14 protein-coding genes are annotated in these 17293 nt (G+C 38.4%); 5 read left to right on the forward strand and 9 right to left on the reverse strand.

What is annotated here, in order from left to right; genetic code table 11:
* From hemB to hemE, 3 genes are all read left to right on the forward strand, one after another.
* A partial coding sequence (hemB, locus tag QZZ43_RS00080) for a porphobilinogen synthase (RefSeq protein ID WP_291854601.1) occupies positions 1-764 on the forward strand: 764 nt, incomplete at its 5' end.
* 327 nt (positions 765-1091) lie between these two features.
* Positions 1092-2381 carry a glutamate-1-semialdehyde 2,1-aminomutase gene (gene hemL, locus QZZ43_RS00085; protein WP_291854603.1) on the forward strand — a complete coding sequence of 430 codons (1290 nt, stop codon included), beginning with the start codon at positions 1092-1094 and terminating at the stop codon, positions 2379-2381.
* 54 nt (positions 2382-2435) lie between these two features.
* Positions 2436-3464, forward strand: a complete 1029-nt coding sequence (gene hemE / locus QZZ43_RS00090; RefSeq protein WP_291854605.1) for a uroporphyrinogen decarboxylase — start codon at positions 2436-2438, stop codon at positions 3462-3464.
* Positions 3465-4309: 845 nt separating this feature from the next.
* Here the strand turns inward: hemE and QZZ43_RS00095 are convergent.
* Positions 4310-5989 (reverse strand): methyl-accepting chemotaxis protein, encoded by a 1680-nt coding sequence (locus tag QZZ43_RS00095; protein ID WP_291854607.1) that lies wholly within the window; start codon positions 5987-5989, stop codon positions 4310-4312.
* Positions 5990-7200: 1211 nt separating this feature from the next.
* Between QZZ43_RS00095 and QZZ43_RS00100 the strand changes: the two genes are divergently transcribed.
* Complete coding sequence (locus QZZ43_RS00100; RefSeq protein ID WP_291854610.1) at positions 7201-9201, forward strand: transporter substrate-binding domain-containing protein; 2001 nt, start codon at positions 7201-7203, stop codon at positions 9199-9201.
* Positions 9202-9818: 617 nt separating this feature from the next.
* Here QZZ43_RS00100 and QZZ43_RS00105 read toward each other — a convergent pair.
* From QZZ43_RS00105 to QZZ43_RS00140, 8 genes are all read right to left on the reverse strand, one after another.
* Entirely contained in the window at positions 9819-10280 is a 462-nt protein-coding gene (locus tag QZZ43_RS00105) for a GNAT family N-acetyltransferase (RefSeq protein WP_291854613.1), read from the reverse strand.
* A 5-nt stretch (positions 10281-10285) separates the two neighbouring features.
* Positions 10286-11056, reverse strand: a complete 771-nt coding sequence (locus QZZ43_RS00110) for a LytTR family DNA-binding domain-containing protein (protein ID WP_291854616.1) — start codon at positions 11054-11056, stop codon at positions 10286-10288.
* On the reverse strand, positions 11022-12125 hold the full coding sequence (locus tag QZZ43_RS00115; RefSeq protein ID WP_291854619.1) for a sensor histidine kinase: 1104 nt from the start codon (positions 12123-12125) through the stop codon (positions 11022-11024). Before QZZ43_RS00115 ends, QZZ43_RS00110 begins: the two co-directional genes overlap by 35 nt.
* 108 nt (positions 12126-12233) lie before the next feature.
* A complete protein-coding gene (locus tag QZZ43_RS00120) occupies positions 12234-13427 on the reverse strand; it encodes a hypothetical protein (protein ID WP_291854621.1) in 1194 nt (397 codons plus the stop codon).
* 85 nt (positions 13428-13512) lie between these two features.
* The gene (locus QZZ43_RS00125) at positions 13513-14100 is read right to left on the reverse strand and encodes an outer membrane beta-barrel protein (protein WP_291854624.1); all 588 of its coding nucleotides are present in this window, start codon (positions 14098-14100) and stop codon (positions 13513-13515) included.
* Positions 14101-14238: 138 nt separating this feature from the next.
* The gene (locus QZZ43_RS00130) at positions 14239-14901 is read right to left on the reverse strand and encodes a hypothetical protein (RefSeq protein ID WP_291854627.1); all 663 of its coding nucleotides are present in this window, start codon (positions 14899-14901) and stop codon (positions 14239-14241) included.
* A gap of 1056 nt (positions 14902-15957) precedes the next feature.
* On the reverse strand, positions 15958-16563 hold the full coding sequence (locus QZZ43_RS00135; protein ID WP_291854630.1) for an SOS response-associated peptidase: 606 nt from the start codon (positions 16561-16563) through the stop codon (positions 15958-15960).
* 12 nt (positions 16564-16575) lie between these two features.
* Entirely contained in the window at positions 16576-16950 is a 375-nt protein-coding gene (locus QZZ43_RS00140) for a hypothetical protein (protein ID WP_291854633.1), read from the reverse strand.
* Positions 16951-17106: 156 nt separating this feature from the next.
* Between QZZ43_RS00140 and QZZ43_RS00145 the strand changes: the two genes are divergently transcribed.
* Positions 17107-17293: hypothetical protein (locus QZZ43_RS00145; RefSeq protein WP_291854636.1), on the forward strand; the 187-nt coding region annotated here is incomplete at its 3' end.

Here is a 17293-nt window from a genome sequence, read left to right on the forward strand (position 1 = left end):
CAGGCATTGAAAAGATTTTGCTATTCGGTATTCCGGAGGAGAAAGATCAGGACGGCACTGTTGCTTGTAGTCACCATGCTATTGTTCCCAGGGCAATAAAAGCTTTGAAGACAGCCATTCCGGAAGTGCTGATAGTGGCCGATGTTTGTAATTGCGAATATACCGAACACGGGCACTGTGGTACCATCGTGGATGGTGATGTGGATAACGATGCCACTTTGGAGACCTTATCCAGGCAATCTGTAGTTCTTGCAGAGGCAGGAGCCGACATTATTGCCCCCAGTGATATGATGGACGGACGGGTTGGGGCTATCCGAAAAGCATTGGATGACAGTGGTTTTGAGAATACCCCCATTATGGCTTATTCAGCCAAATACGCATCCGCCTTTTATGGTCCTTTCAGGGATGCAGCCGAAAGTGCTCCTAAGTTTGGCAACCGTTCTACCTATCAGATGGATCCTGCCAATTCGGATGAAGCTCTGCGTGAAGTTGCTGAGGATATAAACGAGGGTGCAGATATGGTAATGGTTAAGCCTGCATTGAGTTACCTGGATGTGATTCATCGGGTGAAAAGTCATTTCAACATGCCTGTAGTTGCCTATAATGTGAGTGGGGAGTTTTCGATGGTTAAAGCCGCAGCTCAAAACGGATGGATTGATGAACAACGTATCATTAAGGAGATTCTGACTTCCATTAAAAGGGCAGGAGCTGATGTCATTATTACCTACCATGCCAAAGAGTTTGTTTTGAATAATGGGAAATAGCAGGCTCTTCAACGAGATAAAAGTCCTCCTTCACGGAAGCTAAAGACAGGTCTCTGAAAGGGGCCAGCTTGAACAACCCCGGATGATAATCGGGGGTAGCAAGAAGAAGTATCCCGGGGGGCAGAATGGGGGGCAAATAATTGTTAGGTTTTTTCACTATTGTGCAGAGAAACTTATTTAGTGAAAAAAGAATGCTTTTCCCGATTTCGTGCCTCATAGGGATCGCAAAGTCCATATATTGCGAACAAAGTTTAGCAATCTCAATTTTTTAAACGGACACCAATAATTATTGTTCTAATTTCTATAATATCAAACGACCTTTTATTTATGAATACAGCCAAAAGTAATGAAGCATTTCAAAAGGCTCTTCGACTGATGCCCGGGGGTGTAAACTCGCCAGTGCGGGCATTCAAAAGCGTAGGAGGGGATCCTTTGTTTATTGAAAGAGGAAAAGGTTCCCGGATATGGGATATTGATGGTAATGAGTTCATCGATTTTGTAGCATCCTGGGGCCCTTTGATTCTTGGACATGCCCGGGAAGAGATTGTGGAAGCTGTGAGAGTGGCTGCCGGTAAAGGAACCAGTTTTGGAGCCCCTAATCTGATGGAAACTCAGATGGCCGGGCTTATTGCTGAGATGGTGCCTTCGGTTGAAAAAATTCGTATGGTAAATTCAGGAACCGAAGCTACCATGAGTGCCCTTCGGTTGGCGCGGGGATATACAGGACGTGAAAAAGTTGTGAAATTCGCGGGCTGTTTTCATGGCCACTCCGACAGTTTCCTGATACAGGCGGGTTCGGGAGCCATGACTCTTGGATTGCCTGACAGTCCCGGTGTTACCAGGGCAACAGCTGCCGATACGCTGGTTGCACCCTTTAACAACCTTGAAGCTGTGGAAAAACTGTTTGAAAACTACAATAATGAAATTGCTGCCGTAATAGTTGAGCCGGTGGCCGGTAATATGGGTGTTGTTCCACCGGTTCCGGGCTTTTTGGAAGGGTTGAGAGAGCTGACCAGTAAATTTGGAGCATTACTGATATTTGATGAGGTGATTACTGGTTTTCGGTTAGCCCCCGGTGGTGCCCAGGAATATTTGGGTGTTTATCCCGATCTAACAACTATGGGAAAGATCATTGGCGGCGGCCTGCCGGTAGGTGCTTTTGGCGGCAAAAGCGAGATAATGGACCATCTTGCTCCCGAGGGGCCTGTTTATCAGGCAGGAACGCTTTCCGGCAATCCACTGGCCATGTCGGCTGGATGTGCTATGCTTGAAATTCTGAAAGGAAATCCAGAAATATACAAGCGTATTGAAACCAAAGCCAGTCGTTTGGAGGATGGACTAAATCGTAATTTGAAAGAAACCGGAGTTCCGGGCGTAATCAACAGAGTCGGAGGTATGCTTACGCTCTTTTTTACACAGGAAAAGGAGGTATTCAATTCCGAACTTTCCAATACCGCCGACACTGCCCGTTATGCTTTGTATTTCAGGAGTTTACTTGAAAAGGGTATTTACCTGGCCCCTTCTCAGTTTGAGTGTACTTTTGTTTCTGATGCCCACTCTGATGAGGATATTGACCGTTTGATCGAAGCTTCCAAAGTAGCTTTGATGGGTTTGTGAATTGTGAATTGAGTTGTGAGTTTTGTGGTGATGAGAGTTGAAAAAATAATATGTATGGAGAATTCGATATTGCTGAATAAGTTAAAAGGTTTACATACGGAGCGACCTCCTGTATGGTTTATGCGTCAGGCCGGTAGGGTACTGCCCAATTATCAGAAATTGAAGAAAGAGTACACTTTTCATGAGATGATGTCGGATCCTGAATTGGCTTCCAAAGTAACACTTATGCCGGTTTATGATTTGGGGGTGGATGCTGCCATTCTTTTTTCGGATATATTGGTAGTTCCGGACGCCCTGGGGATGGAAATGTCATTTACAGGAAAAGGGCCTGTTTTTGAGAATCCTCTTTTCCGGACTGATGAACCCTCTAAAATGCTGAAACCGGATGCCTCAAGACTTGGTTATATTTTTCGAAATATTGATACCATCATTCGAAACCGGCCACCGGGAACCCCGCTAATTGGTTTTTGCGGAGCACCACTTACCGTTTTATGCTATATGGTTCAGGGCACAGGCAGAGATCCGAATTTCCCGGATGTAGTGAAATATCTCTACACCAATAAGTCTGATGCCCGGATTTTGATTGAGAACATAACCGAAATGACTGTTTTTTATGTCCAGAATCAGATAAAGCACGGAGTGGAGGTTTTTCAGTTGTTCGACACACATGCCGGATTAATCCCCGCTGATTTGTATCACGAACTTTTTTGGCCTGCCATTCAGAAGATTTCAATGGCTATAAGAGAAACAGGTACTCCCTTTATTTTCTTTCCCAAAGGGCTGGGAACCGGACTTAAACATATCACTCCCGATATTGCCGATTTTGTAAGCGTTGATTGGCAAATGCCATTGCGCCATGCCCGGGAGTTGGTGCATCCAGATGTGGGACTTCAGGGTAATATGGATCCAAGATTGTTATATTCCACGGGTGAGGAAATCGAGAGTGCTCTGGAAGCTTTAGTTCCTTTTTATCGTGAACATCCTGATTACATATTTAATTTGGGACACGGACTTCTTCCTGATATTCCCTTTGACAATGTGAAGCTTGTTGTCGATAAAATCAAACGCATGAATTGGGAGTGATGATTTCGTTTGCCAGCGCATAACCAATTTAATTATTGTATTAACACCTTGATGAATCATACCGATCCTTCAGGGTGGTATGGGGCGAATTCATCTGGCGGTGCAGGGGAATACAGGTATGGAGAATATGCCGATGCTGATAAATTTATTTTTCAGTAAATGTGAAAGCAAATCGGCATAAAACCATGCTTCATTGTTTTGGTGTTTTGGTGGGGTTGCCTTCATGAGGGCCAGAGAATGGCTCAGACAACGGCCGCTTGGTGGCTGAGGAGCTTGTAGAAGACACCGTTAATTAAAGCTTCTTTTTTCTTCCTGTTCCAACCCTGCACTTGCTTTTATCTGTAGAAAGCTTCATCTATTCGCTGAAATTCTTCAAAATAAACCAGCTTTACAGGCAGTTGTTTTTTTGTATGGTTAGCTCCACCGTGCAAGGGCTGGTTCAGGGAGGGGCCTGCTTTTTTAATTTAGAAGAATTGTGTTAAATTGCTTTTTCCAGAAAGCAATTTGTTTTGTATTTGTTTAATAAACAAAACAATATGGAGAGGTTTTTTTCAGAAATCATACAAGACATTTTCATTAGATCCGGTTGTGGTTGTTTGTTTTTTAGTATTGAGAGAGCGAATGAGAAGAAAAAATCAGAAGGTTTCCTAAATCCAGCAGCAATGCCTTAAAATAGAAAACCGGGGTCTGCTTCTTTGAGAACAAACCCCGGTCAACATGACTTAAACTATTGAAATGAGCACGACAAGGTTTGTCACAAAAGAGGATGTACAAACTCCAACCATGCGGGCTCCATCAGATCAATAACTTATTTTAATTTTTTCACAAGTATTCCATTGACAATATCAATATCTTTCAAACTCTTTAAAATCCTCGGCTTCAATGTGAAGTTTTCCCTCATTTTCCGAGGTTTCAATTTGTTGAAATACTTTTTCGGAATCCAGTTTCTCTTCAAAAATACTTGTATTGTCATCTAGTGAAGCATCCCCGGTATCAGTTTTAAAGAATTTAATCAGTTGCCGGATTTCTTCGGCCTGGTTGGCCAACTCTTCCGAACTTGCACTCATCTCTTCTGCAGAAGCAGCGTTTTGCTGAATGACCATACTAAGCTGAGAAAGCGCTTCATTCACTTGGTTAGCACCGGATTTTTGCTCATAACTGGAAGCTGTAATTTCCTCCACCAAAGATGAAGTTTGCCTGATTTCAGGCACTATATTTTGCAAAGCTTCTCCTGCATCAGCAGAGACCTCAACGGTTTGTTTTGAAATCTTAATAATATCATCAGCTGCATTCCGACTTAATTCTGCCAGCTTTCGTACTTCAGATGCAACAACAGCAAATCCCTTCCCTTCTTCTCCAGCCCTGGCAGATTCAACAGCTGCATTAAGAGCAAGAATATTCGTTTGAAATGCAATATCATTAATGATCTTAATCTTTTCAGAAATATTATTAATCGAATCCACCGTCTCCTGAACGACTTTATTCCCTTTTTCAACACTTTCGGTAGTCTTTTCTGCAACAGTCTTTGTTTTGGAGGCATTTGAGGAGTTTTGATCAATATTAGAAGTAATCTCTTCCATGGTGGAGGATACCTCTTCAGCTGAAGAAGCCTGCTCATTTGCTCCGGAAGCAATTTTTTGGGCAGCCTGACTCATTTCCTCACCAGCCAGAGTAATATTAGCAACTCCGTTCATCAGATTCCCAATAATATGATCAAGATTTTCCCTCATTTTATCCATTGCCCTGGCAAGACTTCCTATGTCGTCTTTACGGCTGAGCATCTTATCATCAATATTTACGGTAAGATCACCACCAGCAATTTGCTCTGTGATTTTTATTCCTTTTTTTATGCTTTTGGCAAAGGTTGAAGACAGGAAATAGGCAATTAGCAATCCTATTACAGTTATAATAATTAGAGTGATTGTAAGAGATGCTATTGCCTGAATCATCACCACCTCTGCATCTTTGATGTTTCCTTTGATATCTTCAAAAGAAGAACCGGCTATAAATTCACTTTCATCATCAATCTTCTTCGAAAGGAGCACCATTTCATTGTATAGAGAAGCCAAATCAACCTCTTTAAGTTCTGAATTATCTACTGAAGTTTCAGCAATTTCAATATACTCCCTTGTTAAGCTGGAGTATTTTTCAACATCCTTGTCAATTTCTGTAAAGGCATCCACGATCTGTCCTGAAGCATTGCTGCTTTGCATGACCGGAAGCGCTCTTTTTATAATTGACTGAGTAGAGTCAATATAAGTCAAACCTTCAGTTGCTTCCGCCATATCTTCACCCAATATATACTGCACCATGTGATATCTCCCTTTAAGCCAGTTGGTCTGAATTTGGGTTGAGAAGTCGCTTGCCGGTACGGACTCAGCATTAATTTGCAGTAACTGATCCCTCTCCATATACAAAATTGTCATTGTGTAAAACGCATTTGCTCCAAAAAGAAGAATAATCACTGCAAAACCAAGTGAAATTTTTGTTTTAAATTTTAAATCAGAAATCCTTATTTTTCTCATAATTAATGGTTTTTACCGAAGAATTTCGGTAGTAGAATGTGGATTATTATAAATACAAAAAACCAAAACCTCTTTCAAGGTTCCTGGGGGTAGAGAATAAAAAGAACAATCCTGTGAAGTATATAATTCTACGAAACCATTAAGCTGAAGTTCGGCTCTTTATTTTTCTTTAGTAAGAATAAAGATAATTTTTAGTATACATATTGACTAAATATTCATAATCAAAAAGATACTCCCAATAAAGTTGTATTAAAAACTGAGATTTTTACAAAAAATAACTGACAAATATCAATGCTGAAGGTCTGAATGGTCCAAAAGAAAAAGGCTCCCGACAGATATAAGTTAATAATATCGAGGGCCATGAAGATAGAACTACTATAACTAACCGGGTGTCTATTGAGGTTGGAAAAGAAAAATTATATTGTGGCTCTGTTCATATCAAACATAAATATTATTAATTCACTCTTTTTTTGATTAAAGAATTAGGAACATCGTAAAAACGTTTCAAAAACCCTCAACTGCTCAAAATAATTGAGTTTAATTAATGAAGGTGAGAACAGATAGTTCTTTACCTAAAAATCCAGGTCACAATTTCTTTCAAGAATACAAAAACCTTTCATTTTTAAATAATGGTCCAGGACTTCTTTATCCTTAAATCTATGATTTGAAATATTATGAAATGTATTTATTATCTCCTGTTTTTGTTGATTTCCTTTCGGGAAAACAATATCATCCAGTATTTCTACCGCCTTATTCCTTATTTCTTACAATTAAGGGCATTGTCCTCCTGGAAGTAAAGAAGCCGAAAGGAATAGTGACTGCAAACACAAGAATTAACGTAATATAGTCCATTCAACTCATTGGTTTGTTTTGAATATCTTCGTCAAAGATTTCAATAAGTTTCACATGGATCATATTAATTTTTAATTGATTCTCGCTTTTTTATTGTTATGGATGGGAGTTATTAAATAAATTTTTCGGGTCTTTCTTAAAACCAAAAGTCAGTGAGCATCGTATGTTATCTTATGTTCTTTCTGAAATTGAAAGAAATGAGTATCCGGATTAATGGTAATCATTTTTGAAACCAGCTTCAGATTAGATGCTTTTTGGGATTAGTTTTTTTATGCAAAGAACCATTTGTTTCAGAAAAGTTTTAATTGATATCACAATACTTTTACAATATGATTCCTGAAAAATTGATTTGTTTATTCGTGTTTACATTATCATTAAGCAGTTTTGCACAAATCAACCACCCTGGGTTATTATTGACTTCTGAAGAGGAATTATGGTTGCAAAAAAATAAAGAGAAAATCAGGTATGCTCCAGATCCATCCTGGGCTCCACGTGAATTCATTGATAACAACGGTAAACACAAAGGAATCGTTGCTGATTACATCAGGCTTATCGAAAAGAGACTTGGCGTTCAATTTCAATTAGTTAGATATAACTCCTGGGGGGAAGTGATGGATTCATTAGAAAATGGAGAGGTGGACTTTTCAGGAAGTGTTCATAAATCACCCAAAAGAGAAGAATTTCTTCAAATAACAGATCCCTTTTTGGAATCTCCAATTGGAATAATAGTCAAAGATTACAACACAGAAAGCATATCTGAAAAGGAAATCGGGAAAATGAAACTTGCCTGCCCCGAAAGTTATGGCAGCCTGGATTATATCCGCAAGACTTATCCCGACGCAGAGATCATTTTATGTAAAGATGATTTCTCAGCTCTGATGAAAATTACATTTGGAGAGGTAGAAGGAGCTGTAATTGATTTAATGACTGCCAATCACTTAATTGATGTCCACGGACTACAAAACCTGCACCTGGTTAGAACCCTTGACTTTAACTGGGAGATAGGAATTGGAGTTGTTAAGAATCAACCGATGTTGTATGCAATTCTGGAAAAGGCATTAAATTCTATTTCCGAGTCTGAGAGAGAACATATTTATCACAATTGGGTAAAACTTGATGGATTAAAGACACCTAATTTCTTTGAAAAACATCAGAAGATAATCATTGTTATTTTTGGAATCATTTTCATTTTGTTTACAATTGCTCTTTCGGTTTCATTTCTTTTAAAAAGAATGGTCAATAAGCGGACCATCAAACTAAACCGACTCATGAAAGACCTGGCAAGGAAAGAGGAACAGTATAGGTTACTCGTGGAAAACCAAACAGACTTCATCGTAAAAATGGATCTTGAAGGGCGCTTTCTTTTTGTAAGTTCGTCATTTTGTAAGTTTTTTGGTAAACAAGAAAGCGAATTATTGGGAAAATCATTTCATTTTTTACTGCATGAACCTGATTTAGTTAATACCGAAAAGCGTTTTAGAGCAATGGTTACTGCTCCATATCATTCGAAAGTTGAGAATCGGGTTTTTACAGAAGAAGGAATTCGATGGCTTGGATGGACAGGAAAGGGAGTCTTAAACGAAAATGGGCAGGTTGTTGAATTAATAGCTATTGGTCGCGATATTACAGAAAAAAAGAGCGCTGAAAAGGAGCTAATTCGGGCAAAAGAACAGGCCGAAGAAAGCGATCGACTCAAAACAGCATTTCTTGCCAATATCAGCCATGAGATACGAACTCCCATGAATGCCATAATGGGTTTTGCAACTCTGCTTCCTACAGAAACCAAGAAAGAACTAATTGATCAGTATTCAGAGATTATCAGAAGTAATTCAGAGCTTTTGGTCCACATCATTGATGATATTGTTCTCTATTCCAGACTTCAGGCAAAAGGTTTTATTGAGGAAAATAATGAGTTCCTCCCCGGTGTACTTTTAAATTTTCTGAAACGGACTTATGATATTCGTGAATATCAGGGAAAAGTTCAGTTGCGTATTGAAAACCGAACCGAAGAAACCCTAAAGATTAGAACCGATTACGAAAAACTGAAACAAATTTTGATGAATTTGACGGAAAATGCTTTTAAGTATACTCCATCGGGCACAATATCTATCGGTGCTGAACAAAAAAACAATATGATAATATTTTTTGTAAAAGATACCGGAATTGGAATTCCTCAATCGGAGGTTGTGGAAATTTTTGAACGATTCTTCCGAGGAAGTAATACGAATAAGGAGACAATTCCAGGCACCGGTTTGGGATTAAGTATTGTCAAAGAATTGGTTGACCTGCTTAATGGCGAGATATGGGTTGAAAGTGAGGTAGCTAAAGGAAGTACTTTTTATGTAGCATTAAAGAGTTAAAGCACTCAAATGTATTGTATCTTGGTACAATGAAAATGACGCTTCAAATAGTTTCATTGTTACAAGCCTTACTCTTTAGCAGTATTGCCTATTTTACAGAAATGAATGTTTGCCCAAAGATAGAAATTAAAAACGTTGGTTTTAAAATCATTGTAACATCAGGTATATTGGGTGAGTGACCAGTAAAAGTGCAGCATCCCATCGATCTAACTTTCTTTTCCTGCCCGAAAACATAGCAATGAAAAGGAATATTGCGCCCAATCCCAAAAAGTAAATATCCAGGTTAAAAGATTGGTTAAAATTAAAAGGCTTTATGACCAGGCTCGTTCCAAAAATTAAGAAGACTTCCAACAGGTTGTCAGTAAAACTAAAAAGGACATAGATAATGTAAGCCGTTATTCCAAAAGGGGCTATATAAAACAAACCCTGAAAGAAATAATTAACAATTTTCTTCAAAAAACAAAATTAACAACATCAACAATGGCAAAAATGACGATATTTCCTGTTAATCATTTCAGAGGTATTCCAGCTAATTCCAGGAAATTCCATAGAAAGTTGGAATATTTCATCACATCAGGTCTTATTGGATATTCCGACCATGGAAAACCCATTTTGCGTTAAAATGTAGATTTTGCATAGATTTTCATCCTTATGTCAACAATATTGAATCCGTTTGCAAAATGTCTCCAACCATATTTTTCATAAAATCCTTCCAGATCGGTAGAAAGATACAATTTATCGTACCCTTTACGTCTTGCTTCCTGAAGACCGTGTTTGAGCAGCTGCCCTGCAATTCCTTTATTCCAATATTTTTCATCTACATACAAACAAGCAAGCCAGGGCAACAGATCCTGGCGACTAATAAGATCATTGACCAATAATGCATAAGAAGCAATTATTTCGGAATGATTTAGTACAACATAAAAACCGGGCAATCCTTTTTCTGCATCACATGAATGAGCAATGCAATCTTTGTAAAAGTTGAAGTTATTATCGTTTCCCCAGCAATTCCAAAAAAAATCTACTGCTTTATCGATTAGTCCGTTTTGCCTGGACACCTCTAAAATCTTGATTTTCATTCCTTTTATTTATTCAACCATTTTTTAAAAGATAAGGAACGATCAACACTTACAATTGTTTCAGAATCAGCTACTGGAGAAGGTGTAAGTTCAAGTTTTACACGACCTCTGGAGTAAGCTGTCATATTTGATATAGCATCTATACTCACCATATACTTACGGTTAATCCTAAAGAAATTATCAGGATTGATAAGGTTTTCCAGTTTGTCAAGAGAGTAATCTACGGGGTAATTGTTGCCCTGAAAAGTCCGCAGGTAAACCCCTTTGGCAAAAATGTAAAAATAAGCTATTTCTGCAATCTCCACCTTCCTGATTTTTTCACCAATTTGAATCAGAAATCGTTTTTTATAATCGGGTTGTTTACCTTGAATTTGTAAAATAAGTGCTTCGAAATCAATACTAAATGCCGATTTCAGATTTCGGAACTTCTGCAGGCTCTCGTTAAGGTCACTCTGTCGGATAGGTTTTAAAAGATAGGAAATACTATTTACCTGAAAAGCTTTGATTGCATATTGATCGTAAGCGGTGGTGAAAATTACAGGAGTAGAAACAGACACCTGCTCAAAAATACTGAAACTAATGCCATCAGATAGCTGTATGTCGAGAAAAATAAGATCAGCATTATTTTGAAGAAACCATTTTACCGATTCATTGACTGAACCCAGTTTCGCCATAATCTCTATTCCCGGGTCAGCCGTCATCAGCATGGATTCTAATTTATCGGCTGCCCACTTTTCGTCCTCAATGATAAGCACTTTCATCTTTCTCAATATCAATTAATGGAAGTTTTGCTATGTAATAATTCGCATCGATGGAAAAAACCGGTTCTTCTGGGCCGATCATCGCATATCGTTTGGTCAGATTCTTCAACCCCAGGCCTGTTGATGGATTCTTTGACATTTTGGGTTGAAGGTTATTTCGAATTATCAGAAAATGTTTCTGACTGAACACTTCAATCCTTAATGGCCTGGCTTCGTTAATAATGTTATGTTTGATTGCATTCTCAAGCACCACCTGCAACGAGAGTGGCGGCATAATTTTTTTCAGCAAATCAGCCTGAATGTTAACCGAATAAGACAAATCATTTCCATAACGAATTTGCTGCAAAAACAAATATGATTGCATAAAATCAATCTCTTTTTCAAGCGTGGCTACCGACTGTTCAATGGTTTCCAGCACATACCTGTATATATGCGAAAACTCATCAATAAATTGCTGAGCTTTCCCGGTGTCTTTGTTGATCATTCCGGATAAAACATTCAGGCTATTGAACATGAAATGAGGATTGATCTGACTTTTCAACACTTCATATTTAATTTGCGATAGCTCTTCCTGCAGGTTTCTTGCCTTTTTCTCTGAGCGTTTACTTTTAATATAGAAAATCCATCCTTCAAGAATAGCCATAACAAATACATTCACCACACTAAAAATTAACATATTACTTATCACAACCCGCTTAAAATCCTCACTGTAAGGTTTAATCGCACTTGCAATCAACGTGAATATTAGTGAAACCAGAACTGCCAGCGTAACGGAAAAGATGATCTGGATAAAAATTCTTTTGAGGATTTTATAATTCCAGGGTGCCACCCTATTAAGAATACGGATCATCAAAAGATTAGGATAGGCCAAAAGAAAGCCGGCAAAAAGGCTTAATGTAACTCCACGAAATAATCGATAAAGAAAATAGTCAAAACTGGTAAGAATATGATAGCCCGATAAATGATTATATGAAATCACAATCAACTGAACAGCCAGAACAAACCCTATTAAAAACCGCAAAAGTCTTCCAAAAGATAGCAGCTGGTGAATTGATTGAAAACCTATTTTTATTTTCGAACTCATATTCAAAGATAAAATGTTTTAATGAATCTTTTATCGTTTTGGATTATGGCTGGCAAGCCATTGGTGCCAGTTCGTCTCCAATTGAAACGTCGTTTTGTGATATACCCCCTACCAGCTAATACCCGGAACCCAAAGGTTCAGGAATTTATTCATCCCGTAGTATTCAATAAAAAATCCGGTAAATGAACTGGCGGCCGCATAGCCTATTTCCGTAAACCTCTTGTCCGCTCCTATATCTATTTTAAGAAGTTCCTCCAGCGGCAGCAGTTGCTTAGTTGTCAGATTCTTTGCCGTTCTTTTATGATTTTTATTTGGATCTCCGGCTTTTGCCTCAGCGTACATAGCATTGCCTTCATCTAAAAATGAGATGGTTTCTCCCCAGTTCTTATAGAATACCGTATGAGTCACTTCGTGCACGGCTAATTCATAGGCCGGTAATTTCTCTTCAATAACAGAAAAATTTCCATTGTGTGTGGCCATTCCCCTTTCCCAGTAAGAAGTATAGAATATTTTTTCATCAAAATCCGAAAAACAGGTAACTGTTTGATGAAACAACACGGGATTAATTGGAGCAAACAAACCGGCCACAAAAACCATAGCACTGTCGGTTAAAACACCCAGCTCTTCTATTGAAGAAGAATCTATCAGATTATCCTTAAACCGAATGGTGCTAAACTCCGATTGCACCTCTTCAAACTCCCCTCTCATATTCAAATGAAAAGAACAAATAAGTTCCCGGGAGAAAACGTCATCCTTTCTTTTCTCCGAAACCTTTGGGAAAGAGATTCCAGACGCTGCGAAAATCTCGAAGGCTGTTTTATGTGTAATAAAAATAATCGGAATATTTAAGCTTGTAAGGTCTTTATCCTGAAAATTCACAGCTTGCTTTTCTCCGGTTACCGAAAAAAGAACCACTGCTTCAATATTTATCTGACATAATTTCCGGATTTGCTTCAAAAAGTCTGGTTCTGCTGAGGCCCTGTTATAAGGCATTAGAATTACTTTTCCCGCTAGGCATCCGGATGAACCGATTTTCTCACTTCTCAAACCGGAAAGTAAAACCAGCTTACCGCTGACTTTCACATCCTTGGTATAATTGCCCGTATCATACGGACAATAATTCGGGTTTATCACCGGCACATAAGGGATTTTCTGCGTTGAACCGCTTTTAAAAGAGATATTGGCCGTGGTCCAGGAAAGATTGGTTTTATCATTATGATAGTACGAAATTTCCGGGCCCTGCGCATTAGATATGAAAAAGGAAACATACAGAAACAGAAGTATTAAAATTATTCTAAACATACATTAAGCACAAAAATCATTTGACTAAAGATTCAAAAGAAACCGGAAAGAGATTCTCCTTCCGGTTTCTTTCGACCGACATATATTAGAACCTTTTTAAAATACCCAGACGTACCGATATATAATTGTATTTGAGCTCACTATGGTAACCTTCAAGCTCAGTATCTCTGGAAAGTGAATTGAATTTTATTCCCGGGGTAAAATCCCAGTTTTTCCCTAAAGGAATATCAATCCCTCCGGCAAGCTGCCAACCCAGACCATGACCGGTATCGTCAATAATTTCCCCTTCGCTGTTTTCTGTTTCGATGTGATTGTACAACCCTCCGGCCCGTAAATAATATTCTATGGGAGAATTCCCCATAGGATGCTTAAATTGCAACCCGAAAACATAACCGGTTTCTTCAAAACAAACATCGTTTCCGCCAAAAGAATCATTCGCTCCAAACTGATTCCAGCCCCAACCAAGATATACTCCTGTATGTGCTAAAACGCGGTAATGAAAAATCCCCTCAAAACCCAATCCTGTATTTCTGGTGATTTCCCTCAATTTCCCGGTGGAGACCGACATCCCGCTGCTAAATTCAAATCCAAAGCGGTTTTCCTTTTCCTGTGCCACGGTAGTCATTGATACCATGATTGCAAACACAATACTTGCTAAAGTTCTCGTCTTCATTTTTATTTATCTTTAATTCTGAAAAAAATTGACGGAGCAAAAGTATAGCGAGATTTTAGCGAAGAAAAAGAATAGTGGTTGAAAGGGTATTTCAAAGTTATGAAAGGGTTTTCTTTAGATCTAATCGTGTAAAGTTTTTCATTCAGGAATTTGCTTCTTGAACCAAATTGCTATCAGGATGAACGATACAGGAGCTCCAACAACCCAAACCATACTTGAAGTAATAAAAATTATCTCAGAAATATCCATCATGCTATAACCAATTTGACCAACAGCAGAGATAATCTGTACCATAAGCAAGCCTCTAATCCATTTTTCAAGTTTGCCACTTTGAAAGATAAAACTTGAAAAAAACATTGAAATAGCCATGTACACATAAGAATTCGCTAATGCATTGTATATGGAATGTGAATTATCAGGAATAAACATTTCTATTCCGTCTATTTCCCCTGCTGCTAAACTTTGTCTAACGGAAACCGCTTGTATATTGTAGTTAATGCTGGCCATAACTGCATAAAGAATCCCAATTGAAAGCGCAATCAAACTCCATAACTTTTTATCCTCCGGCAAAACTCTGTGTGTGCATGCAAGCATAATGATATAAGTTAATGCTAATAAAAGAGAAGGATAAATCAAAGTTAACCTGGAGATGTTAAATGCCTCTGCATAATCTTTTAAATTTTTCCATTCCGGTACAGTTTGAAATACATCTTGCATATTGAAAGTTACAAACCATATTATTGCAAAGGTTGCGGAAAAAACAGCAGACCAAAAACCAAGCTTGACTTCACTATTCTTCATTTCAATACTGTTTATAAACTTAAATACAATAAATATCCAAATACTCCTTTGTTTTTACTAATAAGTATAATAATTGCACCGGGTATTGTTTCTTTCGTTTCAGCATCGTACCCCCCTAATGGTTTGAGTGAGTTTTTGAGGTAATGATGCCCGGCCCCTTTAGCCCAAAAAATGGCAATTATCCTTTGGGGTAAGCCGCTACCGCGTATGTGCGTTAAATCCCATCATTGTGGTTTAGTTTTAATATTTTTGGTCATATAAAATGTGCATAGAACTGTTATTAAATTAAATGAAGGGATAACAAATATAACTGGAATAACATTAACTCCGTTGATGGCCATTGCGATAATTTTGGCAGTCAAAGCTGTCATTAACAATGATAGAAACCCTAAATAAATTGTTGAGTAGATGTATCCTATTTTCTTTTTTCTGAAAAATGATAGCGGCTGATTTGCTCTAATACCCTGGTTGAAAAAAATAAACCCCAAAAGGAAAAAGCGAGAAGTGTTACATAGCAAAGAAATAGAAAATTGTACCTACCCATTGCTGTATAAAACATGTATGTAAAAAAAAATAACCAAGGATACCGCTTAGAAGAAAAAATGACCGGATGGAGTTTTTAAGATATCCCAGGAGTGAGATCAATAAAAATGGTATAGCAATAAACAGTGTAACATAATCCTGAGTAATGCCTTGAACTGCAACATCAGACGGTATGTGTTGATATAGACCTCTGCCATAAATTTCTATGTCGTGGCCTCGTATAGATTGATATAAATGAACCGTCACCAAATTGTAAGAAAATTCCAATAAAAGACGCAACGCCAGCCAAGACGGCAACCAAAAGAACAATAATCGATATTTGTCTTTTTTTATTCATGATTTGCCTCCTTTTGTTTTCAATAAAGCTCTTTTCTGTAGTAAAAGTAACGAGATGAATACTAAAAAAGAAAGGCCTGCCGGCATTCCGACAGACCTTTCAAACCTTAACCCTAACCCAACGGCGAAAGTAAGACAGTAAATTTGGGTTTACAAGTTTTTCACTTAAAAAATGTTCTATTCAGACGGAACTGCCTGCAACATATCATTTTGCATTACCAGCTCTCCACCACCCAGCCAGCCTCTTTCAGCATCTGAATTTAAGATTACCGGCATCCGTTTCTTCGTATTGTGAATCTCACTCATCAGCTCATTGGCAGCCGTAGTGATGATGGTATAGGTATTCAGGACTTCCCCCGTGTTCTTATTTGTCCAGCTGTTCCACAGCCCCGCAAAGGCAAAAGCCTCTTCTTCAGGGAGTGATAGCAGGTACTTTTGTTTGGATTTTCCTTTGGGATCAAGCCATTTCCATTCATAGAAACCGTCTGCAAGTATCATACACCGTTTCGAAAGTGATGTTTTGAAAGATGGCTTTTGATCAAGTGTTTCCAGTCTGGCATTGAGTGTGTTTTTGCGAATGCTGGTGTCTTTGGCCCATGGTGGAATAAGTCCCCAGGAAAAGCCCTGAATGGCATCTGCCTCTTCATTTGTAACAACCGGTGTTACCGGAAAGGTAAAAGCATTGAAGATGTCCGGAGTGTACCATTCCGGAGTCAGAAACCTGGCTTTGAAACGATTTTCAAGCTGTTTGAGGGTTTTGTTGTTTTTGGTTCGGAAGCACATGGTTTTTGGGTTTTAAACTGGTTTTTTCATCACCTCCCCAACCGGGAGATTTAGCCTGGCAAAAACCTTTGACGGGTTTTTTCTTTGTTCCAGGATATACTCCATAACCGGATTGGTGTCCAGTTGTTCAAAATCCATAAAGTCTTTCTCGGTGACCAGGATCTTTACAGGAAAGACTATTCCGGTTTTGGTATCGTTAATATAATACCGGGATTTACTAAAAGATATCCGACCATAAAATTTTACTCCCTGAGCCATCCTTTCTTTGATGGACTCAATGGTTGGGTTCTTAATAAAAGTCAGGTGGCAGGCCTGATAATCATGATCTTTGTTGTCGGAGGTTCTTAAACGAAAAGTTACCACATCGTTTTTATGAGGACAAGTCAAAGTTGGCTTTTTTGTTTGTCGGGACCAGAAAATCTGTTCTTTTCGCTCACGCAAGGTGAACAAATAATTTTTTTGTGAACAAAGTAACAGGAAAAGCATATTAAGAAGTGGAGAGGGATTGTATTGAAGAGACAAAAGAAGCTCCAACAATAAAAAATGATATCGCTTCTATTTTGTCAAGAGAACCTGCCGGCAGTAAAAGGCCTGTTTTTATTGGGGCTAAAACAACCTGCAAAGACAGTTGGCGCTGTAGATTGGATTGATTTTCTTTCGGATAGCGTTATTGTTAACGGCATTCTTGACAGAAAAAATCAGGAGCAGGTTTCTTTATATTTATTTCTTA

This window comes from Marinilabilia sp., assembly GCF_016278715.1.
Lineage (GTDB): Bacteria > Bacteroidota > Bacteroidia > Bacteroidales > Marinilabiliaceae > Marinilabilia.

Bases quoted from the DNA above. Each gene is read 5' to 3' on its own strand.
- QZZ43_RS00125 (WP_291854624.1), bottom strand. From the start codon at position 14,100: ATGAAGACGAGAACTTTAGCAAGTATTGTGTTTGCAATCATGGTATCA.
- hemL (WP_291854603.1), top strand. From the start codon at position 1,092: ATGAATACAGCCAAAAGTAATGAAGCATTTCAAAAGGCTCTTCGACTG.
- QZZ43_RS00095 (WP_291854607.1), bottom strand. From the start codon at position 5,989: ATGAGAAAAATAAGGATTTCTGATTTAAAATTTAAAACAAAAATTTCA.
- QZZ43_RS00130 (WP_291854627.1), bottom strand. From the start codon at position 14,901: ATGAAGAATAGTGAAGTCAAGCTTGGTTTTTGGTCTGCTGTTTTTTCC.
- QZZ43_RS00105 (WP_291854613.1), bottom strand. From the start codon at position 10,280: ATGAAAATCAAGATTTTAGAGGTGTCCAGGCAAAACGGACTAATCGAT.
- hemE (WP_291854605.1), top strand. From the start codon at position 2,436: ATGGAGAATTCGATATTGCTGAATAAGTTAAAAGGTTTACATACGGAG.
- QZZ43_RS00120 (WP_291854621.1), bottom strand. From the start codon at position 13,427: ATGTTTAGAATAATTTTAATACTTCTGTTTCTGTATGTTTCCTTTTTC.
- QZZ43_RS00115 (WP_291854619.1), bottom strand. From the start codon at position 12,125: ATGAGTTCGAAAATAAAAATAGGTTTTCAATCAATTCACCAGCTGCTA.
- QZZ43_RS00135 (WP_291854630.1), bottom strand. From the start codon at position 16,563: ATGTGCTTCCGAACCAAAAACAACAAAACCCTCAAACAGCTTGAAAAT.